Annotated in this window: 24 protein-coding genes; 18 read left to right on the plus strand and 6 right to left on the minus strand. The window is 62.7% G+C overall.

The window, feature by feature from the left end; all coding sequences use genetic code 11:
* Window positions 1-43: 43 nt before the first annotated feature.
* Window positions 44-532, plus strand: coding sequence for a GNAT family N-acetyltransferase (locus F3J24_RS12490; protein ID WP_167006532.1), 489 nt, complete (start codon window positions 44-46; stop codon window positions 530-532).
* A 194-nt stretch (window positions 533-726) separates the two neighbouring features.
* Window positions 727-1,065: an H-NS family nucleoid-associated regulatory protein gene (locus tag F3J24_RS12495; protein WP_043003578.1), complete on the plus strand. Its 339-nt coding sequence runs from the start codon at window positions 727-729 to the stop codon at window positions 1,063-1,065.
* Here F3J24_RS12495 and F3J24_RS12500 read toward each other — a convergent pair.
* Complete coding sequence (locus F3J24_RS12500; protein WP_240154318.1) at window positions 1,022-3,706, minus strand: chemotaxis protein CheW; 2,685 nt, start codon at window positions 3,704-3,706, stop codon at window positions 1,022-1,024. The two genes, F3J24_RS12495 and F3J24_RS12500, sit on opposite strands and share 44 nt — an antisense overlap.
* Window positions 3,707-3,967: 261 nt before the next feature.
* On the opposite strand from F3J24_RS12500, the gene groES reads away from it, so the two are divergent.
* Together groES and groL are read left to right on the plus strand one after the other, a co-directional pair.
* Window positions 3,968-4,258: a co-chaperone GroES gene (gene groES, locus F3J24_RS12505; protein WP_003058782.1), complete on the plus strand. Its 291-nt coding sequence runs from the start codon at window positions 3,968-3,970 to the stop codon at window positions 4,256-4,258.
* 92 nt (window positions 4,259-4,350) lie between these two features.
* Window positions 4,351-5,994, plus strand: coding sequence for a chaperonin GroEL (gene groL, locus F3J24_RS12510; protein WP_019043013.1), 1,644 nt, complete (start codon window positions 4,351-4,353; stop codon window positions 5,992-5,994).
* Window positions 5,995-6,157: 163 nt separating this feature from the next.
* Here groL and F3J24_RS12515 read toward each other — a convergent pair whose 3' ends face one another.
* Together F3J24_RS12515 and F3J24_RS12520 are read right to left on the minus strand one after the other, a co-directional pair.
* On the minus strand, window positions 6,158-7,327 hold the full coding sequence (locus F3J24_RS12515; RefSeq protein WP_043003580.1) for a porin: 1,170 nt from the start codon (window positions 7,325-7,327) through the stop codon (window positions 6,158-6,160).
* 229 nt (window positions 7,328-7,556) lie between these two features.
* The gene (locus tag F3J24_RS12520) at window positions 7,557-8,606 is read right to left on the minus strand and encodes a porin (protein ID WP_167006535.1); all 1,050 of its coding nucleotides are present in this window, start codon (window positions 8,604-8,606) and stop codon (window positions 7,557-7,559) included.
* A gap of 329 nt (window positions 8,607-8,935) precedes the next feature.
* Between F3J24_RS12520 and coq7 the strand changes: the two genes are divergently transcribed.
* Complete coding sequence (gene coq7, locus F3J24_RS12525; protein ID WP_167006538.1) at window positions 8,936-9,553, plus strand: 2-polyprenyl-3-methyl-6-methoxy-1,4-benzoquinone monooxygenase; 618 nt, start codon at window positions 8,936-8,938, stop codon at window positions 9,551-9,553.
* A gap of 78 nt (window positions 9,554-9,631) precedes the next feature.
* On the opposite strand, the gene F3J24_RS12530 is transcribed toward coq7, so the two are convergent.
* Window positions 9,632-10,084 (minus strand): OsmC family protein, encoded by a 453-nt coding sequence (locus tag F3J24_RS12530; RefSeq protein WP_167006541.1) that lies wholly within the window; start codon window positions 10,082-10,084, stop codon window positions 9,632-9,634.
* 383 nt (window positions 10,085-10,467) lie between these two features.
* Here F3J24_RS12530 and ilvA point away from each other — a divergent pair, with 383 nt between their 5' ends.
* The 3 genes from ilvA (at window position 10,468) to F3J24_RS12545 (ending at window position 13,518) form a co-directional block, all read left to right on the plus strand.
* Entirely contained in the window at window positions 10,468-12,021 is a 1,554-nt protein-coding gene (gene ilvA, locus F3J24_RS12535) for a threonine ammonia-lyase, biosynthetic (protein WP_167006543.1), read from the plus strand.
* Window positions 12,022-12,124: 103 nt separating this feature from the next.
* Complete coding sequence (locus F3J24_RS12540; protein WP_167006545.1) at window positions 12,125-12,958, plus strand: adenosylcobinamide-GDP ribazoletransferase; 834 nt, start codon at window positions 12,125-12,127, stop codon at window positions 12,956-12,958.
* A complete protein-coding gene (locus F3J24_RS12545) occupies window positions 12,955-13,518 on the plus strand; it encodes a histidine phosphatase family protein (protein ID WP_167006547.1) in 564 nt (187 codons plus the stop codon). Before F3J24_RS12540 ends, F3J24_RS12545 begins: the two co-directional genes overlap by 4 nt.
* Here the strand turns inward: F3J24_RS12545 and F3J24_RS12550 are convergent.
* Complete coding sequence (locus F3J24_RS12550) at window positions 13,511-13,981, minus strand: general secretion pathway protein C (RefSeq protein ID WP_167006550.1); 471 nt, start codon at window positions 13,979-13,981, stop codon at window positions 13,511-13,513. The genes F3J24_RS12545 and F3J24_RS12550 overlap by 8 nt on opposite strands.
* 46 nt (window positions 13,982-14,027) lie before the next feature.
* On the opposite strand from F3J24_RS12550, the gene gspG reads away from it, so the two are divergent.
* From gspG to F3J24_RS12600, 10 genes are all read left to right on the plus strand, one after another.
* A complete protein-coding gene (gene gspG / locus F3J24_RS12555) occupies window positions 14,028-14,480 on the plus strand; it encodes a type II secretion system major pseudopilin GspG (RefSeq protein ID WP_043003586.1) in 453 nt (150 codons plus the stop codon).
* Between the two features lie 168 nt (window positions 14,481-14,648).
* Window positions 14,649-15,089: a prepilin-type N-terminal cleavage/methylation domain-containing protein gene (locus F3J24_RS12560; protein WP_167006553.1), complete on the plus strand. Its 441-nt coding sequence runs from the start codon at window positions 14,649-14,651 to the stop codon at window positions 15,087-15,089.
* Window positions 15,086-15,451 carry a type II secretion system minor pseudopilin GspI gene (gene gspI / locus F3J24_RS12565; RefSeq protein ID WP_043370848.1) on the plus strand — a complete coding sequence of 122 codons (366 nt, stop codon included), beginning with the start codon at window positions 15,086-15,088 and terminating at the stop codon, window positions 15,449-15,451. Before F3J24_RS12560 ends, gspI begins: the two co-directional genes overlap by 4 nt.
* A gap of 3 nt (window positions 15,452-15,454) precedes the next feature.
* On the plus strand, window positions 15,455-16,147 hold the full coding sequence (locus tag F3J24_RS12570; RefSeq protein WP_205244730.1) for a type II secretion system protein J: 693 nt from the start codon (window positions 15,455-15,457) through the stop codon (window positions 16,145-16,147).
* The gene (gspK, locus tag F3J24_RS12575; RefSeq protein WP_240154319.1) at window positions 16,144-17,214 is read left to right on the plus strand and encodes a type II secretion system minor pseudopilin GspK; all 1,071 of its coding nucleotides are present in this window, start codon (window positions 16,144-16,146) and stop codon (window positions 17,212-17,214) included. The genes F3J24_RS12570 and gspK overlap by 4 nt, the downstream gene beginning before the upstream one ends.
* Window positions 17,215-17,259: 45 nt before the next feature.
* Window positions 17,260-18,486 (plus strand): type II secretion system protein GspL, encoded by a 1,227-nt coding sequence (gene gspL / locus F3J24_RS12580; protein WP_167006559.1) that lies wholly within the window; start codon window positions 17,260-17,262, stop codon window positions 18,484-18,486.
* A complete protein-coding gene (gene gspM / locus F3J24_RS12585) occupies window positions 18,483-19,025 on the plus strand; it encodes a type II secretion system protein GspM (protein WP_167006562.1) in 543 nt (180 codons plus the stop codon). Before gspL ends, gspM begins: the two co-directional genes overlap by 4 nt.
* A gap of 9 nt (window positions 19,026-19,034) precedes the next feature.
* Entirely contained in the window at window positions 19,035-19,865 is an 831-nt protein-coding gene (gene gspN, locus F3J24_RS12590) for a type II secretion system protein N (RefSeq protein ID WP_167006565.1), read from the plus strand.
* 3 nt (window positions 19,866-19,868) lie between these two features.
* A complete protein-coding gene (gspD, locus tag F3J24_RS12595; protein ID WP_167006568.1) occupies window positions 19,869-22,250 on the plus strand; it encodes a type II secretion system secretin GspD in 2,382 nt (793 codons plus the stop codon).
* Between the two features lie 13 nt (window positions 22,251-22,263).
* On the plus strand, window positions 22,264-23,625 hold the full coding sequence (locus F3J24_RS12600) for a GspE/PulE family protein (RefSeq protein WP_043370842.1): 1,362 nt from the start codon (window positions 22,264-22,266) through the stop codon (window positions 23,623-23,625).
* Between the two features lie 12 nt (window positions 23,626-23,637).
* Here F3J24_RS12600 and F3J24_RS12605 read toward each other — a convergent pair whose 3' ends face one another.
* The gene (locus F3J24_RS12605; protein ID WP_167006571.1) at window positions 23,638-24,816 is read right to left on the minus strand and encodes a helix-turn-helix transcriptional regulator; all 1,179 of its coding nucleotides are present in this window, start codon (window positions 24,814-24,816) and stop codon (window positions 23,638-23,640) included.
* Window positions 24,817-24,823 lie beyond the last annotated feature (7 nt).

The raw sequence follows: 24,823 nt of genomic DNA on the forward strand, positions 1-24,823 counted from the left end.
CGCTTGACTATCAAGCGCTGGGTCCACTTTTTCCTGTTATTTAATGAGCCAGCTCCATATCCGCCCCGCCACCGAGCAGGACATCGACCTGATCCTGCACTTTGTGCGTGAACTCGCCATCTATGAAAAGGCCGAACATGAAGTCAAGGCCACGCCCGACCATGTGCGTCGCACGCTGTTCTGCGCCAACCCGGCCGTCTTCGGCCTGATCTGCGAGATTGACAGTCAGGCCGTGGGCTTTGCCGTGTACTTCTTCAACTATTCCACCTGGCAGGGCCAGCACGGCCTGTACCTGGAAGACCTGTACATCACGCCTGACGCACGCGGCCACGGCGCCGGCAAGGCCCTGCTCCAGCATCTGGCCCGAATTGCCCTGGAAAAGGACTGCGGCCGCTTTGAATGGAGCTGCCTGGACTGGAACACGCCCTCCATCAAGTTCTATGACAGCCTGGGCGCCCTGCCGCAGACCGAGTGGATCCGCTATCGCATGACCGGCTCGGCCCTGCAGGCTATGGCCGCCGGCGACAAATAGGACTGAGCTGCAGACCGGATCATCCAGAGTGATGTGTGCAGACCTTCAAAATGATGCGCCCCCCTTTTCAGTTTGAGTGTACGCAACATCAACAATGCGGCGCGTTCGCACTTGCGCCAAAATGAATGGTTTTGCAAAACAATAACAAAGGCGGCAATCAGTGCTGACCTTTCACACTATCTCTGGAATCCAGAATGCCAAGCTATCAAGAACTCATCGCTCAGAAAAGTGCACTGGACAAGCGCATCGAAGAAGCGCGCAGCACCGAAGCCAAGGAAGCCCTGGCCACCGTCAAGCAACTGATCGCAACCTTCGGCTTTACCTCTCAGCAGGTCTTCCCCTGGAAGCCTGAAGAAAAGAAAAAGGTCGAGGCCAGGTACTACGACCCCGAAAGCGGCGCGACCTGGACCGGCCGCGGCAAGCCTCCGAAGTGGATCGAAGGCAAGGACCGCAGCCAGTACGAAATCAAGACCACACCTACCGTGGACTTCAGCGCCCCTCGCGACGAAAAGAACCCGTTCCCGGTTCAATAAGCGGCCCGGCCCGCTCAGCCCCCAGCATCCTGCTCGTCGGCAGTGGCGCCTTGAGCATGCGCACCAGGGCCGTCACGTTCAGGCATTGGATGAGCAGATCTCCGTCATTGGCACGGATCAAGCAGTCCACCAGCTGATCTGCCGCACCCGCCATTGCAGGAGCCAGTCGCAACTGCCCGCTCTCGAAGCGCACCACGCCTTCGAGATCGCTGACCAGCACGCCCAGCTTGAGCCCCTGATGCTCCAGCACGATCACCTGGCTTTGCGCCGTCCTGGTCACGGGCTTGCCAAAGAGCAGTGCTCCCAGATCAAAGACCCAGACATAGCCGGCCACGACTCCCTGGCTGCGCCTCGCCAGCGTACCCACACAGTGCGGCAAGCGACCGGCTGAAACGGGGGCGATGGCCGAGGCACTCTGGGCCTCGAGCACGCAGGCCGCATCGACGGCAAGCACGCTGCGCCCCACAAAAAAAGTCGCCATCTCCATGCCCAATGCGCTGCCCTGACTGGGCGCCGCCAGGCCTTGCACCCTGGTATTGCGACGACCGACAGCCGCCAGCGCATCGTCCTGCACGGCACCAAAAGCCTGCACGGACAGCGCAAGCACCTCTTCGCGATAGCCGTCGCTGCGCTTGAACTCCCGGTAGCCGCTGCCCGCCGTTATCGCCACCACGCAGTACTGACCTTGGTACACCATGGCACGGGCCAAGCTCTGGCCTGGCGCCAAGGCCAGCATCTGCGGCGGCAGATCCACCCGCATGCCTGGCTGCAGCTGCACATCCGAGGAGGACATGACCATGCCCGATCGGTTCAGGTAAGCCACCTGTCTGCTGCTTGCGCCTCCTGCCTGCACGTCGGTCACGCCTTCCAGCATGGCCTTGAACTCACGCTGTGCATGAAACACCAGGCCAATCCCGCCCAGCACCATCCCGTCGGCGTTGCGTATGGCCGCGTGATAGACATAGGTCGGGCCATCATCCTCGTGCTGCACACAGGGCCGCCATGGAGACACGTGATAGGCCTGGGTCCCCGCCAGCGCCAGGACCTGGTGCAGGCTGTCCGCCTCTATATGGCTACCCAGCAGTTCCTGGCTCTCTGCCTGCCCTCTCTGGCTGACGGCCACAACTTTGCCGCGGGCGTCATAGACCATGATTTGCTGGTAGACCGTATAGAGATCGTGAATGGCGGTGAGCAACCCGCACACCTCGCTCACCAGATCCCCGGCCCTCTCCCCCAGGGCAAGGGCCTCGAGCAAATCGGACAGCTGCGGCGTCAAGGCCCACCAGCGGCAGTCGTTGGCGCGCTCGTAGAGATTACGATCCAGCAGATCCACCAGCAGACTCGTCAGCAGGCTGTTGTCCCGCAGTGCGGTATTGAGCACCGTGCCATAGAGCGCATCAATGGATTGAGAGAAGACCTCGTTGGTCCGCGCCCCCGTCTCGCCAATCTGCTCCAGAACGGCTTGCAGCCGCGTGTTGTCCATCTGCTTGCCTGCAGTCATCACTCTCCCGTTCCAGACCACACGGCGTATGGTGTCCGCCGCGCTGTGGATGGCGTGCAGAGGCGGGCAGAAACGGTGCGCATGTGTCAGCAGGCCCTGAGCCACCGCGGGATCCAGCCCATCCAGACCCGCTTGCAATTGAAGACCGAAGGCCAGCTCCAGCGGCGTCATGATCTGCGCTCGCCAGCCCTGAGGGCCCATATAGCCTTGATAGCCTGCCGATGCCGCAGACTGCACCAGATAGGTGCATCCTCCATGCACATGCAGCACGCTCGCACCATCACGGTGAGGCCGCACATTCGCGCCCACACCAATCCAGTGCAGATCGCTGCTGGCCAGCACCTGGCCCTGCTCATCCAGCAGCAGGGCGATGCTGGTCTGCGCTTCTGGTGCGCCACTGCCGTCGACCTGGTCGCGTCCGCTCCAGATGCCTTGCATCTCGCCTTCGAAGTCGAAGCACAGGCACAACACGCCCATGGCTTGCCTGTTGATGGGGTCCAGCATGCGATGCGCATAGATCAGACCGCAGTCATGGCCGGGCAGCAGGTCGGTTGCACCAAAGCTCTGCACAAAGCCTGGGCTTTGCAGCGCACGAGCAATCAACGCATCCCGGCATGGCTGATCTGTGGCCAGACTCCTCTTGCGCGCACTCGCTCGCACCTGGCCTTCTGCATCCAGCAGCAGAATGTCCGCATAGACCGTGTATTTGCTCCGGTAGGCTTGCAGACGCCGGGTGATGACTGCCTCATCGCCATCCAGTCCAGCCATGAAACTGCACAGCACGGCATCGGTCGCCAGAAACCCCACATCGGCCGTGCGCTCGTAGAGATTGCGCACCAGAGTATCGATCAGATGCTGTGCCTGACTGGACAGCCCTGCCGTCACTCCAGCCACCGCCTGCATGACCATGGAGCGCACCAGATCCTGCTCCAGCCGCTCGAAGCCGCCACGCGTGGCGGCCATCATGGGCAACAAGGCCTGCGCTTCCTGAGGGCAATTCATCTTGGCGGAGGACTCTATGAGCCGCCACATCAGATTCAGCTCCCTAAGCGAACTCTCGCAGCGCCCGACCTGGCGCATATGAGGAATGAAGACGTCTGTCTGCAGCAGATCCTGGGCGCGCTGCGCCGGGGCAGTCATGGTTTCTAGAGGCATGTTCTGGCAGAGCAAAAGCCAGGCCTATTTGTAAAAACACGTTACACATGGCTCAGAACAAACCCTGCTCCTTGACCAATTTGCCCTCTGATCGGCTGGGGGGAGGTCTTGAAAGCTCGGGAAATTGCCTTATTATTAGCACTCAATGGGGTTGAGTGCTAACAGCTTGACCCTAGATATTCCGAATGTCGGCCAGGATGGCTGGCAAGTCTTGTTTCAACTTTGTTGATGTATTTAGGAGTTGGTATGAACCTGCGTCCCCTGCACGATCGCGTGATCGTCAAGCGCCTCGAAAACGAAACCAAGACAGCCTCGGGCATCGTGCTCCCTGATGCTGCCACCGAGAAGCCTGACCAGGGCGAAGTGCTGGCTGTGGGTCCCGGCAAGCGCAATGACAAGGGCGAACTGATCGCCCTGAACGTGAAGGTCGGCGACCGCGTTCTGTTCGGCAAGTACTCTGGCCAAACCGTGAAGATCCACGGCGACGAGCTGCTGGTCATGAAGGAAGACGACCTGTTCGCAGTCGTCGAGAAGTAATCCTTCCCGAACACCTCCCCTATTCATAGCTGCCGGCGATTGATTGATAAGCGCTGGCAGGACATTTGAACCCCATTCTTTAGGAGCCAAAAATGGCAGCAAAAGACGTAGTTTTCGGCGGTGAAGCACGTGCACGCATGGTTGAAGGCGTGAACATCCTGGCTAACGCAGTCAAGGTTACCCTGGGCCCCAAGGGTCGCAATGTGGTGCTGGAGCGCTCCTTCGGCGCCCCCACCGTGACCAAGGACGGCGTGTCCGTGGCCAAGGAAATCGAACTCAAGGACAAGCTGCAGAACATGGGCGCCCAGCTCGTGAAGGAAGTGGCCTCCAAGACCAACGACATCGCCGGTGACGGCACGACCACCGCTACCGTGCTGGCCCAGGCCATCGTGCGCGAAGGCTCCAAGTACGTGGCTTCCGGCCTGAACCCCATGGATCTGAAGCGCGGCATCGACAAGGCTGTCGCCGCCCTGGTGGAAGAGCTGAAGAAGCAATCCAAGGCCACCACCACCTCCAAGGAAATCGCCCAAGTCGGCTCGATCTCCGCCAACTCCGACGAATCCGTGGGCAAGATCATTGCTGACGCAATGGACAAGGTCGGCAAGGAAGGCGTGATCACGGTTGAAGAAGGCAAGTCGCTGGACAACGAGCTCGACGTCGTCGAAGGCATGCAGTTCGACCGCGGCTACCTGTCGCCCTACTTCATCAACAACCCCGAAAAGCAAGCCGCTGTTCTGGACAACCCCTTCGTGCTGCTGTTCGACAAGAAGATCAGCAACATCCGCGACCTGCTGCCCACACTGGAAGCTGTGGCCAAGGCCGGCCGTCCTCTGCTGATCATTGCCGAAGACGTTGAAGGCGAAGCCCTGGCGACTCTGGTGGTCAACACCATCCGCGGCATCCTGAAGGTTGTGGCTGTGAAGGCACCTGGCTTCGGCGACCGCCGCAAGGCCATGCTGGAAGACATCGCCATCCTGACTGGCGGCAAGGTCATCGCTGAAGAAGTGGGCCTGTCGCTGGAAAAGGTGACCCTGGAAGACCTGGGCCAAGCTCAACGCGTCGAAATCGGCAAGGAAAACACCACCATCATCGACGGTGCTGGCCAAGCTGCTGAAATTGAAGCCCGCGTCAAGCAAATCCGCGCTCAGATCGAAGAAGCGACCAGCGACTATGACCGTGAAAAGCTGCAAGAGCGCGTGGCCAAGCTGGCCGGCGGTGTTGCCGTGATCAAGGTTGGCGCTGCCACCGAAGTCGAAATGAAGGAAAAGAAGGCCCGCGTGGAAGACGCCCTGCACGCCACCCGCGCTGCTGTGGAAGAAGGCATCGTGGCCGGCGGTGGCGTGGCCCTGCTGCGCGCCAAGCAAGCCGTTGGTGCCCTGGCTACCGGCAATGCCGAACAAGACGCCGGCATCAAGCTGGTGCTCAAGGCTATCGAAGCCCCTCTGCGCGAAATCGTGGCCAACGCCGGTGGCGAGCCTTCGGTGGTCGTGAACGCCGTGCTGAACGGCTCCGGCAACTACGGCTTCAACGCTGCCAACGACAGCTACGGCGACATGCTGGAAATGGGTATCCTGGATCCCACCAAGGTGACTCGCACTGCTCTGCAGAATGCCGCTTCCGTGGCTTCACTGCTGCTGACTACCGAGTGCATGATCGCAGAAGCCCCCAAGGCTGATGCAGCTCCTGCCATGCCCGACATGGGCGGCATGGGTGGCATGGGCGGCATGGGCATGTAATTGCTCTGCTGCTACCGGGTGGTATGCACCATCCGGTTTTGCACAAAAGGAAAAGGCCGCAGATGCGGCCTTTTCCTTTTGAGTCGCGCTTCACGAGCGGCTCTTCTCCGGACACAAAAAAGCCAGCCGATATCGGCTGGCTTTTTTTGTCCAAGGATTCGCCTCAGAAGCGATGACGCAGACCGATGGTGATGCCGGTACGCTTTTTCGCGCCATTGGCATCGAGCATCACGCCCGCACCGCCTTTGGTCTTGGTGTGGTCCACCGCGAAATAGGCATCGGTACGCTTGGAAAAGGCATAGTCGGCCACGGCAACGATAAAGTCTGCCTTGCCGTTGAAAGCGCCAGTCGCCGATCCCGATTGCTTGGCATGGTAGTAGTGCATGCCGGCATTGAGCTGCGGCGTGACTTGGTAGCCAAAGCCCACCTTGAACATCTCACGCTTGTTGGCAAAATTGCCAGGGGCATTGCCCGCGATAAAGCCACCATTGGACGAACCTGTCCAATATGCATTGAGCAAGCCGGCATCAAAAGCAGCACCTGCGCCCGCAGCCGCCAGACTATCCTTGACCTTGTTCTGGCCGTAGCCAGCCATCAGATAAAGAGGCCCGGTGCGATAGGAGCCGCCCAATGTCCAGGCATCCACATCGGTGCCAGCTGGCAAGGTCGAGCGCTGGAAAGCACCGCCCACAGAAATGCCGTTGGCAGAATAGCGCAGATAGCCGCCTGCAGTCTTCAATGCCAGGCCGCCTGGAGTCATATCCACTCCAGCCCCTTTCTTCGCAAAGGTATTGCTCTCGTCAAACGAGTACTGCAAGCCCGCACGAACAGGGCCGAACTCGGCCACGTACTTCAGCATATTGTTTGCGCGCGCGCCCAGAGACATGCCGATTTCAGGCTTGTAGGCATCCATATAAGGGGAATATGGGAACGATGCGTAGGTAGAGGTGACCAGATCGAACAAGACGTTGTACTGGCGACCCATGGTCAGCTGGCCAAAGCTGGTGCTGCGCAAGCCCACCCAGGACTGGGCGAAATAAGGCTGTGCGGTGCTGGGAGTGCCAGAATCCGTCCAGAAACGATTTTCCAGATTGGCAATCGCCGACAGGCCACCGCCCAAGTCTTCCTTGATATTGATACCCCAGCGGCTTTCGGACATGCCGCCGCCAATCATTTTGGTCAGACCGCTTTTATTCGCTCCCTCATTATTCGTATGGCGAATTGCCGCATCCACAATGCCATATAGCTGAACGCTGCTTTGTGCATATGCCAGAGTTCCCATGGTTCCCAGCACAGCCAAGGCCAATGTTTTTTTCACAAATGAAGCTGCCATTGTGTTGCCTCTCTCTTAATTCAATTCGCAAACAGTTGGTGGAAAATTCATTCTAGAAATGCTTTCCTCAACCGCGCGAGCATTGGCACAAGCGCAACACAGGCCTTTCCCTCTGGGGGCAAACCTCTCAGCAATCACCCTTTAAGGTCTAACCCGGAAAAACAAAAAAGGCCTGTCTTTCGACAGGCCTTTGGCTTTTAAACAGTTACTGGCTTACACCAGCAATTGATTAGAAAGCGTGGCGGATACCAACTTGCACGCCGGTTTGGTTCTTGCCCAGACCAACAGAAGTGTTCACGTCCTTGGCTTGCAGAGCCAGGCCGGAGTTCTTGTTGTTCTTCAGGTAAGCCACGGTACCGTACAGAGCAGTGCGCTTGGACAGGTTGTGTACATAACCCAGAGACAGTTGGTGAGCCTTGGTGTTGTCGCCCTTTTGGTCGTAGAAAGCGTACTGAGCCTTCACTTCACCCACGCCACCCACGGGAGCCGAGACACCCAGAGCGTAGTTGTTGAACTTTTCGCTGGAACCAGCGTTGGGCTTGTACTTGATCTGTTGAGCCTGACCCACAACCTTGGCCACGCCGAAGTTGTAGGAAGCGCCGATGGACATTTCGTCGCGGTCACCCAGATTGCCGTAGCTCAGAGTGCCGTAAGCAGCAGTCACGCTCAGGGGGCCATTGTCATAGCCAACGTTACCACCGATGTAACGACCACCCTTGCCACCCAGAGTAGCTTGGTTAGCCTTTTCGTCGAAAGCGTAGCTGATGTTGCCGGTGAAGCCGCTGAAATTGGGCGAAGAGTAGGACAGCATGTTGTCCTTACGGATCGTGTTGCCGTCAGCCAGACCGGAAGCAGCCCAGTCCTTGTAGCCCATGAATTGGCCGATACCGGTAGCGCCGAACAGGTCATACTTCAGACCAGCACGGAAAGTGGGGGTGGTTTCACGACCCAGGCGAACTTCACCGAAGTTGCCGGACAGACGCACTGTGGATTCGCGCTTGAAGTCAAAGCCCGAAGCATTGCCGTTGTCACCGAAGATTTCGCCTTCCAGCCAGAAGCCAGCCTTCAGACCGCCACCCAGGTCTTCAGTACCGCGCAGGCCCAGACGGCTGGTTGCGTTGCCGCTGGTGCCAACACCGTACTTGCTGTCGCCAGCAGCGTTGATGTTGTTCACGTAAGACACGCCAGTGTCAACGATACCGAACAGAGTCACGGAAGATTGAGCCATTGCGGCGCCGGAAGCGGCCAGCACTGCCAGGGCGATCAGAGATTTTTTCATTACGAGTTACTCCAAGGTTTAGAAGGGCGCCGGTTCTATGGGAGAGAGACTTGAGCCTCGAGCTCCACCGGTTTCCCGCGCCAACCTCCTGGTGGGGAAGTTGGGTCTATTGCACCAGACCCCCGAGCCCAGCGCAAAGGAATTCACCCAAAACTGCTCGATTCGGCGCGTTTTCGTTGCACCACCGCAACAAACTCCGGACCGTACTAGCGGGCACACCCTTAGGGGTTTCAGCCTAGCATTGCCCCAACGCAAGTTGCGGATGAATCACTCTGGTGTACCTTATGTGCATTGACGCCACACGGGCGCCGCACTGAGCTCTTTTCACCATGGACAAGTTTCTGACCGCTGCCGATGCAGCTCTTCGCACTCTCTTTGCCGACCCGGTTGCCTCCGAACGTTCGCCCGCTACAGGAATTGCCGAAGCCGATTTAAGCGATGAGCAGCGACGGCTCTCTGCAGCCTTGATGCGCGTCAATCATGTGGGCGAGGTCTGTGCCCAGGCCCTGTACAACGCCCAGGCCATGGTCACCAAGGACATGGAGCTGCGCGAACATCTGCTGCATGCCGCGCGCGAAGAAATGGACCACCTGGCATGGACCCGGGAACGCCTGCATGCCCTGGGTGGCAGGCCTTCGCTGCTGAACCCGCTGTGGTTTGCGGGCGCTTTTGCCATCGGCACGATTGCCGCCAAGATCAGCGATGCCACCAGCCTGGGTTTTGTGGTCGAGACCGAAAACCAGGTCTCCGCCCACCTGGGCAGCCATCTGGGCCGCCTGCCTGAGGAGGACGAGGCGTCGCGTGCCGTAGTCGAGCGCATGAAGGATGACGAGGAACGTCATGCCGCTGCAGCGATCGATGAAGGTGCGATGCAACTGCCCCCGATTGCCCAGGGACTGATGCGTGTGGCAGCCAAGGTCATGACTATTACAGCGCACCGTATCTGACGTATCACACGGAGACGGACACTTTGTTCAACAAAAAACGGGCCTTAGCGGCCCGTTCTTTGTGATCGTGAGTACGACTCAGGCTTCGACGATGTCGAAACCCGTCGTGATTTCGGCGGTCTTGCCCAGCATGATGGTGGCCGAGCAGTATTTGTCGTGGCTCATGGCGATGGCACGCTCGACGGCGCCGGCAGGCAGGTTCTTGCCGCTGACCGTGAACTGCATATGGATCTTGGTGAACACCTTGGGGTCGACATCGGCGCGCTCGGAAGTCAACTGCACGCTGCAGCCCTTCACATCGTGGCGGCCACGCTTGAGGATGAGCACCACATCGTAGGCCGTGCAGCCGCCGGCGCCGGCCAGCAGCATCTCCATGGGGCGCGGAGCCTGATTACGACCGCCGTTGGCCGGGTTCTTCTCGTCCGGCGCGCCATCCATATTGACCACATGGCCGCTGCCGGTCTCTGCCACAAAACCCATGCCCGAGCGCGTTCCGGTGGCCGCGCCTGTCCAACTAACCGTGCATTCCATTGTTTTTCCTCTCGTAACTGTTGCAATTTTGCATCAAATACATAAAAACCCGAATCTTTTGATGCACAGAAAACACAAGCCTCATACAATACAACCCAAGCGTTACCTGTGAGGTCAAACCCGCAGGCAGACTGCAGATTACTGGTTAATCCCGATCTGTATCGCACCCCTTGTCTCCTCCACCTCCTCTAATGGTGGATTCAGCCCCTAGCTCTTGAGCTAGGGGCTTTTTTTCGTGCCTGCTCCCCGGGTTTCTCAGAGCAACAGCATGCACCTCTTGAGCGAGTACTGCAGCGCAGCAAGCAAGCGCCTATCATGGTCGGCTTCCATGCACCCGGCAGGCTGATTACCCTGGCTCTGGTGCTCTGCTTTCGATTTGCACCATGACCCAAGCCCTGACCCCTGCCGATTATCTGACTCGCATCCTCAATGCACGCGTCTATGACGTAGCCGTGGAGTCGGATCTGGACATTGCCAAGAATCTCAGCCGCCGCCTGCACAACAAAGTGCTTCTGAAGCGCGAGGACCAGCAGCCCGTGTTCAGCTTCAAGTTGCGCGGCGCCTATAACAAGATGGCCAATCTGACGGCCGAGCAGCTGCAAAAGGGCGTGATCTGCGCCAGCGCGGGCAACCATGCCCAGGGCACGGCGATGAGCGCCAAGAAGCTGGGCTGCCGCGCCGTGATCGTGATGCCCACCACCACGCCCCAGGTGAAGATCGATGCCGTGATCGCTCTGGGCGGCGAGGCGGTGCTGGCCGGAGAAAGTTACTCCGACGCCTACAAGCACGCCGTCAAGCTGCAAAAGTCCGAAGGGTTGACCTTTGTCCACCCCTTTGACGACCCCGATGTGATTGCCGGCCAGGGCACCATCGCCATGGAAATGCTGCGCCAGCTGCAAAAGCTGGGCAGCCAGCGTCTGGATGCCATCTTCGTGCCCATCGGCGGCGGCGGCCTGATTGCCGGCATTGCCAACTACATCAAGGCCGTGCGCCCCGAGGTGAAGGTGATCGGCGTGCACACCAAGGACTCGAACGCCATGATGCAGTCTGTGCAGGCGGGCGAGCGCGTGGAGCTTGCCGATGTGGGCCTGTTCGCCGACGGCACGGCCGTGAAGCTGGTGGGGGCGGAAACCTTCCGCGTCACCCAGGGCCTGGTGGATGACTATGTGACCGTGGACACCGATGCTGTCTGCGCCGCCATCAAGGACATCTTCACCGACACCCGCTCCATCGTGGAGCCATCGGGCGCCCTGGGCGTGGCGGCCATCAAGCAGTACGTGGCCAGGCACAAGACCAAGGGCGAGACCTACGCCGCCATACTGAGCGGCGCCAATATGAACTTCGACCGCCTGCGCTTTGTGGCCGAGCGTGCCGAGGTCGGCGAAGAACGCGAAGCCCTGTTCGCCGTCACCATCCCCGAGGAACGCGGCAGCTTCAAGCATTTCTGCGAGGTGGTGGGCAAGCTGCCCGGCGGCCCGCGCAGCGTGACCGAGTTCAACTACCGCATCAGCCACGACAGTAAGGCCCATGTGTTTGTGGGCCTGACCACGCCGACCAAGGGTGAGTCCGAGAAGATCTGCAAGAACTTCCAGAAGAACGGCTTCGAGGCGCTGGACCTGACCTTTGACGAGATGGCCAAGGAGCACCTGCGCCACATGGTGGGCGGCCACTCGCCGCTGGCCCAGGACGAGCGCCTGCTGCGCTTTGTCTTCCCCGAGCGTCCCGGTGCACTGTTCAAGTTCCTGAGCCTGATGGCGCCGACCTGGAATATCTCGCTGTTCCACTACCGCAACCAGGGCGCCGACTACGGCCGCATCCTGGTCGGCATGCAGGTGCCGGCCAAGGACCACAAGAAGTTCGACAGCTTCCTCAAGAACCTTGGCTATCCCTGGGTCGAGGAAACCGGCAATCCTGCGTACCAGTTGTTCCTGAAGTAAAAAACAGGAGCTTCTGCCGCTTACTCAGCATGAATTTCAGATAAAGAAGACTCTGAAATCCATGAATATCAAGCGCAATTAGCTCCTTTTTTATTCACAACCCATGCAAGCCCTGCGCCACTATCTGCTGGCCGTCCAGTTTTTCAGCCGCATCCCCGTGGCTGGACGTCTGGCGGCCTGGGTGGGCTGGAGCCCCGAGATGCAGCGCGCCAGCGCCGCGCATCTGCCGGGAGTGGGCTGGCTGGTGGGCCTGTGGGCTGCGCTGCTGCTGGGAGCCCTGCTGTGGCTGCTGCCGGCAAGCCCCTGGTCGCCGCTGGCGGCGGCGCTCATCAGCACCGCCGGCACGCTCTGGCTGACCGGCGGTTTCCATGAGGACGGCCTGGCCGACGTTGCCGACGGGCTGGGCGGCCTGGTCGCGCCCGAGCGCGCGCTGGAGATCATGAAGGATTCGCGCATCGGCGCCTATGGCGTGATGGCCCTGCTCATGGCCCTGCTGACCAAGGTCGTGCTGATCGCCCTGCTGCTGTCCGTGATGCAGTCGTTCTGGGGGCCGGTGCCGGTGCTCATCCTCGTGTGCTGCATTCATGTGCTGTCGCGGTTTGCGCCGCTGGTGCTGATGCACAGCCTGCCCCATGTCGGCCTGGTCGCGAGCAGCAAGACCCTGCATATCGCGGGCAGGCAACTGGGCTGGCAAGGCCTGCTGACCGGCGGCCTCTGGTGCCTGCCGGCACTGGGGCTGCTGGGCTGGCTTGGCGTCTGGAGCTTTGTGCCCAGCCTACTGGGAGCCATGCTGGTCACCACCTGGCTGCTGCAGCGCTGGCTGCGCAAGCGTCTGGGCGGCATGACGGGCGATTGCCTGGGCGCCTGCCAGCAGCTCAATGAACTGGCGCTGCTGCTGACCAGCTGCATCTACCTGCGCCAGTTGCTTCAGGCATGAAAACACTATGGCTGGTGCGCCACGCACGCCCCTTGATCGACACCGAGCGCTGTTACGGCCGCCTCGATATCGCCGCCGATGCAGAGGCCACCCGGCAGGCCGCACAGGACTTGCTGCCATCTCTGCAGCCCCTGCATGGACAGTTGCAGATCCGCCATTCGCCGCTAAAGAGGTGCAGACAGCTGGCGTTGGATCTGCAGGCACTGGAGCCCGATTTCGTCTCCACCGCCGACCGCAGATTGCTGGAGATGGATTTCGGCCATTGGGAAGGCATGCGCTGGAATGACATCGGCGAAGCCGCCATCAGCGCCTGGGCGCAGGATCTGGCGCTGCATGCGCCCGGCGACGGCGAATCCCTGGCAGACATGCTGCAGCGCGTTCACGAAGCGCTGCAAGACGCAGCCGCCGGCGACAGCGCACATATGGTGTGGATCTGCCACGCAGGCGTGGCGCGCTGCGCGCAATGGCTGCTGCAGCATGGCCGCCAGCTGCCGCAAAGCCATGAATGGACCTTGCCTGCGCCCGCCTATGGGCAGTGGCTGCGGCTCGAACTCAGTTGAATGACGCCATGGGTGGCCTGGGCAATTGCAGCACCGTGCTGGCCGGCCCGTTGGCGGGACCCAGTCGCGCTTCGCGCGCCGCCAGAGATTGCAGAATCACGCCCTCCTCCACGGCTTCACCCACGCGCACGGCCCTGCTGCCCTTGCCTTCCACGGCAATCACGGCGGCACCGCCACCAGTTTCACGCCCGGCCAGTACACCCAGCAAGGCATAGCGGCTGGCCACTGGTGCAGCCACGGCGGCAACAGGCGCGGCGACCGCCCCCAAAGCCTTGGCCATGGCCTGGGCATTGGCCTGCACCGGCTGCGCAGGCAGGACCGAGGGTAACTGCTCACTGGCGCTGCCAACGAACCGGAGTGTCCAGAACACCACCACCGCAGCGGCAATCGCCCACAGCAGCAGGGTGGTGAGCTTGACCTGCATGGGGATGCCTTGACCTGGATTGAAAGATTGCGTTCGCATTCGACGATTATGATGGTGCAATACTGCATTTTTCCTACAGTTTCCAATGAGCACCAACTGCCGCCATCCGCTGTCTGCTATTCGCCACGCCGCATCGCGCGGCTTTACCCTGATCGAATTGATGGTGGTGCTGGTCATCATCGGCGTGCTGGCTGCCCTCATCGTGCCCAATGTGCTGGACCGTGCCGACGATGCCCGCGTAACCGCCGCCAAGACCGATATCGCCAATATCAACCAGGCGCTCAAGCTCTACCGTCTGGACAACCAGCGCTACCCCACGGCCGAACAGGGTCTGCAGGCGCTCGTGGTCAAGCCCACCACCGGCCCGGCTCCGCAGAACTGGAAACCCTATCTGGAAAAGCTGCCCAACGATCCCTGGGGCAATCCCTATCAATACCTGAACCCCGGCGTGAAGGGCCCCATCGACATCATGTCCCTGGGCGCTGACGGCAAAGCCGGCGGCGAAGGCAAGGATGCGGATATCGGCTCCTGGCAATAGCAATGAGCCCCCACGAGAGCATCGACCCCACGCTCCCTCACTGCGTGTGGTCGCTGCCCCCAAGGGGCCCTGACCGGCTAAAGCCGAGTTTCGCCCTGGGGCTGCCCGGCAGCGAAACGTCCTCCGTCTAACCCGCTTCACATCAGCAATTCGGCCGCTCACTCCTTCATGGCTCAACTCAAACACGCCGGATTTACCTTGCTGGAGTTGCTGGTGGTCATCTCCATCATGGCGCTGGCAACGGCCGGTGTGAGCCTGGCCATACGTGACAGCGGAGAGCAGCAGCTCGAGCGCGAAGCCCAGCGCCTGGCCACACTGCTGGAGTCGGCACGCGCCCAGGCCCGCACCAACGGCACGCTGGTGGTCTGGCGCCCGCTGCCACAAGGCTTTCGCTTCGAAGGTCTGCCGGCCAATGTCAAGATGCCCACGCAATGGCTGCAGACAGCCGTGCTGGTACAACCCGCCACGCCCGTAGTGCTGGGGCCGGGGCCGCTGATTCCAAGGCAGAGCATTACGCTGTCGCTTCCCGGCAGCAACTCGGCGCCGCTGCAACTGGCCACCGACGGGCTTCGCCCGTTCAGCATTCAAAGCCTACAGGTGGCGCCATGAAACCCGCACTGCAGCAACGCGGCTTCACACTGATCGAGGTGCTGGTCGCGGTCGGCATTGTCGGCGTCACCCTGCTGGCCGGCCTTCAGGCCAGCAGCGCGCTGACGCGCAACGCCCAGCGCCAGTCCGACGTGATCCTGGCCCAGCTCTGCGCGCAGAACGAGCTGGTGCGACTGCGGCTGTTCAATCAGATGCCGGCAGTCGGCGATTCAACCATCAACTGCCAGCAGGCCGGCAGACAGATGCAGGTACAGCTCAGCGTGCGCCCCACGCCCAATCCCAGCTTCAGGCGCGTGGATGCCCAGGTGTTTTCCGAAGCGGCTGCAGTGCTGCGCGTCTCCACCATCGTCGGTCGTTACTGAATCATGAGCAGCATGCGCAACAGAAGCCATGGTTTCACGCTGATCGAGCTGCTGGTCGCCCTGGCCGCCATGGCCCTGCTGTCCATCATGAGCTGGCGCGGCATCGACGGCATGCTGCGCGCGCAGGAGGTGACGCGTGAACGGGGCGAGCAGCACGCCGTCATGCAGACCGTGCTGGCCCAGTGGAATGCCGACCTCAACGCGCTGATGCCGCTGCAGGGGCGCCAGGTGCTGGACTGGGATGGCCAGGTGCTGCGCCTGACGCGCAAGACCAGTGCCGCTGTCGACAACGGGGCACTCGTCGTGGCCTGGAGCCGACGCAATGTGGACGGCCGCTCCCAATGGGTGCGCTGGCAATCGCTGCCCGCACGCACGGTCAGTGAATGGAACGATGCCTGGAACCAGGCAGGCCAATGGGGCCGCAATCCCTCCAGCGACCAGATGCGCCGCGAAACCGTGCTGATACCGCTCGATCTCTGGCGTGTCTACTACTACCGCAGCAATGCCTGGACCAACCCGCAGTCCAGCGATCAGGACGGCGATGACGGCAGCAGCGTCGGCAGCGACGGCAATCCCGTGCTGCCCACGGTGCCCGACGGCATACGCATCGAGCTGACCCTGCCGCCCGGCCGCGCGCTCAACGGTGTGATGACGGTGGACTGGGTCAACCCGCTGCGCTCCAACTCACGATCATGAAATCCGCCCTGAGTCGCTTCGTGCCTTCCCCCCAAGGGGACACCCCCATCGCTGCGGGGCGGCCCTTGCTCGGGGTTTCCGGCTTGGGGCGCGCCAGTCTCAGGCGCACGCGCCAACGCGGTGCAGCGCTGCTGGCTGCCATGCTGACGGTGGTGCTGGTCGCCACCCTGGCCTCGGCCGCGCTCTGGCAGCAATGGCGCGATGTCGAAATCGAGACCGCCGAACGCAATCGCGTGCAGGCCAACTGGTTGCTGCTGGGCGCGCTGGACTGGTCGCGCGTGGTACTGCAGGAGGACTCGCGTGCCAACCGCAGCAACCCGGTAGACCATCTTGGCGAGCCCTGGGCCGTGCCGCTGCAGGAAGCGCGCCTGTCCACATTCCTGGCCGCAAAGAACAATGTCAGCCAGGTGGACGACGGCCTTGCCGACATGCAGGACGCCTTTCTTTCGGGCGAGATCGTGGATCTGCAGTCGCGCCTGAATCTGCGCAATCTGCTCAGCGGAGCCGATTCAAGCGTGAAGGAGGAAAACCTCAAGCCTTTTCTGCGCCTGTTCGAGCGCCTGGGCCTGCCTGGCAGCTCCGCCATGCAGATCGCCACGGCCCTGCAGCAAGCCATGCGCGGAAAGAGCCAGGCTGCGCCGCTGATGCCGCGCACGGTCGGGCAACTGGGCTGGCTGGGTGTTGATCCACGCATCATCGCGCGCATCGAGCCCTATGTATCGCTGCTGCCTGAACGCACCACCGTCAATATCAACACGGCCAGCGCCGAGGTCATCTGGGCCAGCACCGAGGATCTGGACTGGGCTCGCGCCAACCAGCTGGTGCAGCTGCGCGACGCCTCCCCCTTCAAGTCCCTGAGTGCTGCGGCTGCGGCCATAGGACTGACCGGCATCTTCAACAGTGCCACGCATTCCGTGACCACCAGCTATTTCGAAGCCCGTGGCCGCCTGCGCCTCGGGGACAACGTCTTGAGCCAGCGCTCACTGATTCAGCGCAAGGACATGAGCGTCAACACCTTGTGGCAGGAGCATGCCGACTGGGGGATGCCCTCAGTTGCCAGACACTGACACCCCGATGTCACACTGACCCCATAGAATGTTGCATCTTCCCTCATGAGCACATTGCTAATACAGCTGTCGGCGAAGCCCGCCAACTTCGCCACGGAATATCTCTACGTCCTCAGCGATGATGGTCAAAGCGTTCAGCGCAGCGGCCAGGCTGCGGCGTCCCTGCTGCCGGCCACCGGCCGCACCACCCAGGTCACCGCCGTCATCCCGGCCGCTCAGCTGTCCTGGCACAGCGTCACCCTGCCCCCGGGCCTGAACGTACAAGGCCGGCGCCAACAGCGCCTGCGCGCCGTGCTTGAAGGTCTGCTGGAGGAAAAGCTGCTCGACGAGCCGTCCACCATGCATCTGGCACTGGACGCCGGCTCCGCCGCAGGCCAGACCTGCTGGGTGGCAGCCTGCGACAAGAGCTGGCTGCAATCCCATCTGCAGGCGCTGGAACACCAGGGCCATGCCGTCAGCCGCCTGGTGCCGGAGCAGTGGCCCAGCAGCAATCCGCAGCTGCTGCTGTCGGGCGACAGCCTGCAGCCCCAGCTCAGCGCCACCGGACTGGATGCGCAGGCGGGGCTCGTGATCCTTCCTCAGCACGCGGACCCCATCCTGCTTCAGTCCCTGCTGGCGCGCCTGCCCGAGCAGCTGCCGGTGCTGGCCGAGCCCCATCTGGCCCGCAGCGCCGAAGCGCTGCAGCGCCCGGTCAGCATCTTCACCGCCGCCCTGCGACTGCTGCAAAGCCATGGCTATGCCGGCGACCTGGCCCAGTTCGATCTAGACCTGGGCGGCAGCACCCGTGCCAAGCGGCGCCTGCTCGATGCCTGGCACGGCTTTGCCAAAGCCCCGCAATGGCGTGCCGCCCGCTGGGCTGCAGGCATTGCAGTAGCCGCCCAGCTAGTCGGGCTCAACGCCTGGGCCTTCAAGGAAAACCGCGCCATCGCAATGCGCCAGCAGCAGGCCAAGCAGGTGCTGCAGACCGCCTTCCCGCATGTGCCCGTGGTCATCGATGCGCCGGTGCAGATGCAGCGCGAACTGGATCTGCTGCGCAGCAACTCCGGCGCCCTGTCCGCAGGCGATCTCGAAGCACTGCTGGCCGCCAGTGCCGGCATCCAGGGCGTTCAGAACGCCAAGAGCCTGCAATACCAGGACAAACAGCTGCGCATCTCGGGGCTGGACCTGAGCCCCGAAGCGCTGAGCGACGCGCAGCAAAGTCTGCAGGCCAACGGCTATCTGCTGCAACGCGAAGAGGCGGAGCTGGTTCTCACTGCAAAGGCTCAGCCATGAAGCAGAAAAATGCCTTGAAAGCCGCGTTGGCGCCGCTGCGCCAGCGCTGGAGCGCCCTGGCTCAGCGCGAACAGAATCTGTTGCTGCTCGCCGCCAGCGTGGTGCTGCTGGCCCTGCTCTGGTGGGTGGCGCTGGCACCGGCGCTGCACAGCCTGCGCACGGCCCCGGCACGCCATGCGGCGGCGGAGCTAGAACTGCAGAACATGCTGCAGATGCAGGCCCAGGCCGAGCTGCTGCGTCAACAGCCGCAAGGCAATAGCGCCGATGCACGCTCGCAGCTGGAGCAGTCGCTCAAGACCGAGCTGGGCAACAGCGCCCGGCTTCAGTGGCTGGGCAACCGTGCCCAGGTCAGCCTGACCCAGACCGCCGCGCCGGCCCTGGCCCGATGGTTGGCCCAGGTGCGCGACAACAGCCATGCTTCGGTGGCCGAGATGAAGCTCAACCGCATCCTCGGCGAAACCGCCGACGACGCGGCCATCACCCGCTGGAGCGGCACTCTGCTGCTCGACCTGCCCGGCAACGCGGGCGGGCAGAACTGAGCCCAGGCCATGAAACTCTCCCGGTCACGCCCCGCCAGCCAAGCCCTGCACAGACCGCGCGAGGCGGGCGATCCGCGTTCGCCGCGCCGCTGGGCAGTGGGCGGTGCCTTGCTGGGTGCTCTGCTGACAGTGCTGGTCCAGGCTCCGGCAGCCTGGCTGGCAGCCGGCGTGCAATCGGTCACGGCCAACCAGGTACTGCTGCAGGAGCCGCGCGGCACGCTCTGGCGTGGCTCGGCCCGACTGGTGCTCACCGGCGGCAAGGACAGCAAGGACCAGAGCAGCTTGCCCACGCGCCTGAACTGGACACTGCGCCCCAGCCTGAGCGGCGCTAGCATCAGCCTGCAAAGCGATTGTTGCACCAGCACCCCGATGCTGGCGCAGCTGCAGCCGGGCTGGAACGCCATGACGGTGCGCTTCAAGGACAGCGTGCTGCAACTGCCCGCCGACATGCTGGCCGGCCTTGGCACGCCCTGGAACACCGTGGCCCTGCAGGGCCAGTTGCGCCTGTCCACCGTCGGGCTGACACTGCAATATCGCGCCGGCCGGGCCACCAGCCAGGGCCTGACGCGGCTGGAAGCATTGGCCGTATCGTCCAGACTGTCGTCGCTCAGACCCCTGGGCAGCTATCGTCTCGACATACAGGGCGGAGACAATGCCCAGCTGAATCTGACCACGCTGGGCGGCGACCTGCAGCTCAGCGGCCAGGGCCAATGGGTGGGTTCGCGCTTGCACTTCAGGGGCGAAGCCTCTGCCAACCCCGAGCGCGAAGCCGCTCTGTCGAATTTGCTCAATATCTTGGGGCGCCGCCAGGGTGCGCGCTCCATCATCACCTTTGGTTGACCCATGACTCAGCATTCACGCACCGCCTGGCAAAACACACTGCATTCGATAGCTGTTGCCTCGCTTGCCGTCTGCATTTCAGCACCAATTCATGCTCAAACCCAGAGTGGACAAGCGAATGCCACTCCTAGTTTGCGACCAGGCGAGCCGGTCACGCTGAACTTCACCAATGCCGACATCGAAGCCGTGTCGCGCGCCATGGCCGCCATCACCAATCGCAATGTGGTGGTGGATCCGCGCGTCAAGGGCCAGATCACGCTGCTGACCGACAAGGCCGTCTCGCCGGCCACGGCCTACCAGCAATATCTGGCGGCGCTGCGCATGCAGGGCTTCACGGTGACGGAGTCGGCAGGTCTGTTCAAGGTGATTCCCGAGGCTGATGCCAAGCTGCAGGCCAGCGAGGTCGCCATCGGCCAGGGTGCACGCGGCAGCCAGGGCGGCGGACAGATCGTCACGCAGATCTTCAAGCTCAACTACGAGAACGCCAACAATCTGGTGCCCGTGCTGCGGCCGCTGATCAGCCCCAACAACACCATCAACGTCAACCCCGGCAACAACTCGCTGATCATCACCGACTACGCGGACAATCTGCAGCGCATATCCCGCATCATCGCCAGCACCGATGTCTCCAACGCCACCGATGTGGAAGTCATCTCGCTGCGCCATGCCGTGGCTGCAGACATGGTCGCCCTGGTCAACCGCCTGATGGAAGGTGGCTCGGCCACCGCCGGCGGCGTGGTCCAGGCCGGAGCCGGCGCGGCCGCTGGCCAGGCAGATACCAGTTTCCGCACCTCCATACTGGCCGAGCCGCGCAGCAACTCGGTGCTGGTCCGCGCCGCCAACCCCGCCAAGCTGTCGCAGATCCGCTCGCTGATCGCGCGCCTGGACCAGCCGGCCATGACGGGCAATGGCGACGACGGCAACATCCATGTGGTGTATCTCAAGAACGCCGACGCGGTGTCCCTGGCCGCCACGCTGCGTGCAGCCATCAACGCCCAGACCAGCGCCAGCACCACCCTGGGTGGCCAGCAGGGCATGACGGCAGCGGCCGGCTCGAACACGAATGCTGCCACCAGCTCCCAGCCCGTGATTTCCCGCGGCACGGACGGCAGTGCCACCGTGGGCCTGGGCGGTGGCAACAGCGGCCCCAGCTCCCGCTTCGGCACCGCCCAGCAACCATCTACGGGCGGCATGATCCAGGCCGACCCCACGACCAACTCGCTGATCATCACGGCCCCCGGCCCGCTGTACCGTCAGCTGCGCACCGTCATCGACAAGCTCGACGGCCGCCGCGCCCAGGTGCTGATCGAAGCGCTGATCGTCGAAGTCTCCGCCGACAAGGCCGCCCAGTTGGGCGTGCAGTGGAGCTCGGTGATCCGCAACAACGGCCGTGTGCTGGGCGTGCTCGGCAACGGCACCTCCATCAGCGGCATCTCCAACATCTTCGGCCTGTCGGGTGCCGTGGGCAATCTGGTCAACGGTACAGCCCTCACCGACAGCCAGGCCTCGGCCATCGGCAGCATGAAGGGCATGAACCTGGGCTTCACCCAGAGCGTCAACGGCAACACCAGCCTGGGTGCCCTGGTCAATCTGATGCAGGGCGACGGCGACACGAATATTCTGTCCACGCCCAATCTGATGACGCTGGACAACGAGGAAGCCAGCATCATGGTGGGCGAGAACGTCCCTTTCCCCACGGGCTCCTACACCAACACCGCAGGCACCTCGGGCTCGGTCAATCCGTTCACCACGTACGAGCGCAAGGATGTGGGTACGCTGCTCAAGATTCGTCCGCAGATCAACGAAAACGGCACCATCAAGATGGCCGTCTACCAGGAGAACTCTGCGGTCAAGCAGGGAACGGCGAATGCACAGTCCGGCGCCACCACCACCAAGCGCTCCATCGAGTCGAATGTGCTGGTCGAGGACGGCGCCATCGTGGTGCTGGGCGGCCTGATTGCCGATGAATACAGCCAGAGCCAGGAGCGCGTGCCGCTACTGGGCGACATTCCCCTGCTGGGCAATCTGTTCCGCAACACCAGCCGCGAGCGCAAGAAGACCAATCTGATGGTGTTTCTGCGCCCCACCGTGCTGCGTGACGCCAACTCCACCAGCCAGCTCTCGCAGGACCGCTATGAGTCGATTCGCGGCATGCAGCAAACCGTGCAGCCCGACCCCAATCTGCTGATGCGCAATGTCAATGCCGCGCCTTTGTTGCCAGCCTCCAGCGGCGCAACTCCGGCTCGCGCGGCCAACGTGGTCATCGTGCCCGGCGCCAAGCCCGAGATCGTGGATTTCACGCGTCCCGGCCAGCCCACGGTGGACGGCCAGCCCGTGACCGTGACGCCTGTGACGCCCGCCCCCCTGCCTGCGGGCACCCTGTAAGCGAAGGCCACGCATGCGCTATCCACTGCCTTATGGCTTTGCCCGCAGCAGCCAGCTGCTGATCGAGGATGACGGCCAGGAGCCCGTGCTCTGGCATGGCCCGCAGCCCGATTGGGCGGCCATCTCCGAAGTGCAGCGCAAGCACGCGGTGCAGCGTTGGCAGCTGCTGGACAGCGGCGCACTGGCTCACCGCATCAGCGCGGCCTATGCTCAAAGCGATTCCAGCGCCGCCATGGTGGTCAGCGAGGTCGAGTCCGATGCCGATCTGACACGCATGATGCAGGACCTGCCAGCCGTGGAGGACTTGCTGGAGACCGCCGACGACGCCCCCATCATCCGCATGCTCAACGCTCTGCTCACGCAGGCGGCACGCGACGGCGCGTCGGACATCCACATCGAGCCCTACGAGCGCCATTCCAGCGTGCGCTTCCGCGTGGACGGCGATCTGCGTGAGGTAGTGCAGCCCAACCGCGCGCTGCACGCCGCCCTGATCAGCCGCCTGAAGATCATGGCCGACCTGGACATTGCCGAGAAACGCCTGCCCCAGGACGGGCGCATCAGCCTGCGCCTGGGCACGCGAGCCATTGACGTACGCGTCTCCACCCTGCCCAGTGCCCACGGCGAGCGCGCCGTGCTGCGTCTGCTGGACAAGAGCGAGAGCAAGCTGAGCCTGGAGGCCGTGGGCATGGGCGGCGAGACGCTCAGGCGCTTCACCCATCTCACGGCGCAGCCGCACGGCATCGTGCTGGTCACAGGCCCCACGGGCTCGGGCAAGACCACCACGCTCTATGCCGCGCTGCAGCGCATGGACGCCAGCCACAGCAACATCATGACGGTGGAAGACCCCATCGAATATGAGCTTGCCGGCGTGGGCCAGACCCAGGTCAATGCCAAGATCGAGCTGACCTTTGCCAAGGCCTTGCGCGCCCTGCTGCGTCAGGACCCGGACGTGATCATGATCGGCGAAATCCGCGACTTCGAAACCGCGCAGATCGCCATCCAGGCTTCGCTCACCGGCCACCTGGTGCTGGCCACGCTGCACACCAATGACGCGCCCAGCGCCGTCACCCGCCTGATCGACATGGGAGTCGAGCCCTTTCTGCTGTCGTCCTCACTGCTAGGAGTGCTGGCACAGCGCCTGGTGCGCAAAGTCGACCTGAGCGAACCCAGCGGCTACCGGGGCCGTACCGGAATCTTCGAGCTGCTGGCGGTGGACGACGCCATTCGCGCCCAGATCCATCGCGGCGCCAGCGAGGCCGAGATCCGTGAGACTGCCATGGCGGCAGGCATGCAGCTGATGCGCGAGGATGGCGAACGCCTGGTGCGCGAAGGCATCACCACCCAGGCCGAGGTCATGCGCGTCACACGCGACTGAGCGGCCACGGGCTCACTCGCGCCAGCGCAACATGGCCGGGCCCGTGAGCAGCACGCGCACGAAATCGGCCTGCCGCCCCACGCCGACCTTGACCGCCGCCGATTTGAACTGCGAACGTGCGGTATGGATGGACAGGCCTTGTCTCTCGGCGAACTCCTGCAGGGTCCAGCCATTGATCAGCGCCTGAGCCAGTTGAGCCTCCGCCAGAGTGAGCCGATACAGATTGCGCAGCAACTCCTGCAGCGAGGGAATGCTCAGTGCCGGATCGCTGATCAGCAGCATGGCGGCACTGCGTTCGCCATAGGGACTGGTGTGCACGGGCAGCGGCGACACCATGACCTGCAACTGCTGTCCGGCCAGCCCTGTGAAGCGGCTGGCCCGGCCGTGGTGCTGCCCCTTGCCCAGTCCTGTGGCAACACAGTCCCGCATGGCTTTCTGCAGCCAGCGCTGGTCTGCGGCATTGGTGGCATGCAGGCTCTCGTCGGCCCTGCGATACATCAGCTGGCTCTGCTCCATCAGGCGCAAGGCCCGGCTGCTGGCATGCATCACGGCCGCACATTCATCCAGAAGAACCACGCCCACCGGCAGATCCTCCAGCACGGACAGCGATGCGTTGAGCAATGCCTGGGTACGGTACAGGCGTCGGTGCATCGCAAACGCGGTCTGCAGATGCGGCATAAGCTGCTGCACAAGGCCCAGCTCTTCGGCGCTGTAGGCGCCCACCGCATGCGGCCTGACGACGGTGATGTTGAACGAGCGGTCGTGCTGGTTGTCGACCACGGCCGCGCAGGAATAGAACAGATCCTGAGGCTGCAGCCAGTCGCCATACCATTCGGTACCCGGCAGGCTCCGGTCGGGAAACAGGGTGGAGGAATTCACCACCGTGCCCGGTCTATGCAGGCTCTGGTCCTGCAACCAGACATTGCACTGGCAGTAGTGCGCAGCAAAGCTTTCGAGTTCGGCGGCGGCAAAGCCCTGGCTGGCGCCGAAAGTGCCGAAGCCCCCGTCCAGATCCACCGTCCGCTGTGCGAAGTCGTTGGCCCATATCACGCTGGCCGGTGAACGCAGGGCCGCACCGAACAAGGCCAGAAAGCCCTGCCAGTGCGCCGGCTCCAGCGCCGACTCGTAGATGGCCGCTATCAAGGCAGGAACCCGATCCTGCAACATCAAAGGCAGATGCGCTACCGCCATAGAGCCC

Source organism: Comamonas sp. Tr-654, from assembly GCF_011752915.1.
GTDB lineage: Bacteria > Pseudomonadota > Gammaproteobacteria > Burkholderiales > Burkholderiaceae_C > Comamonas.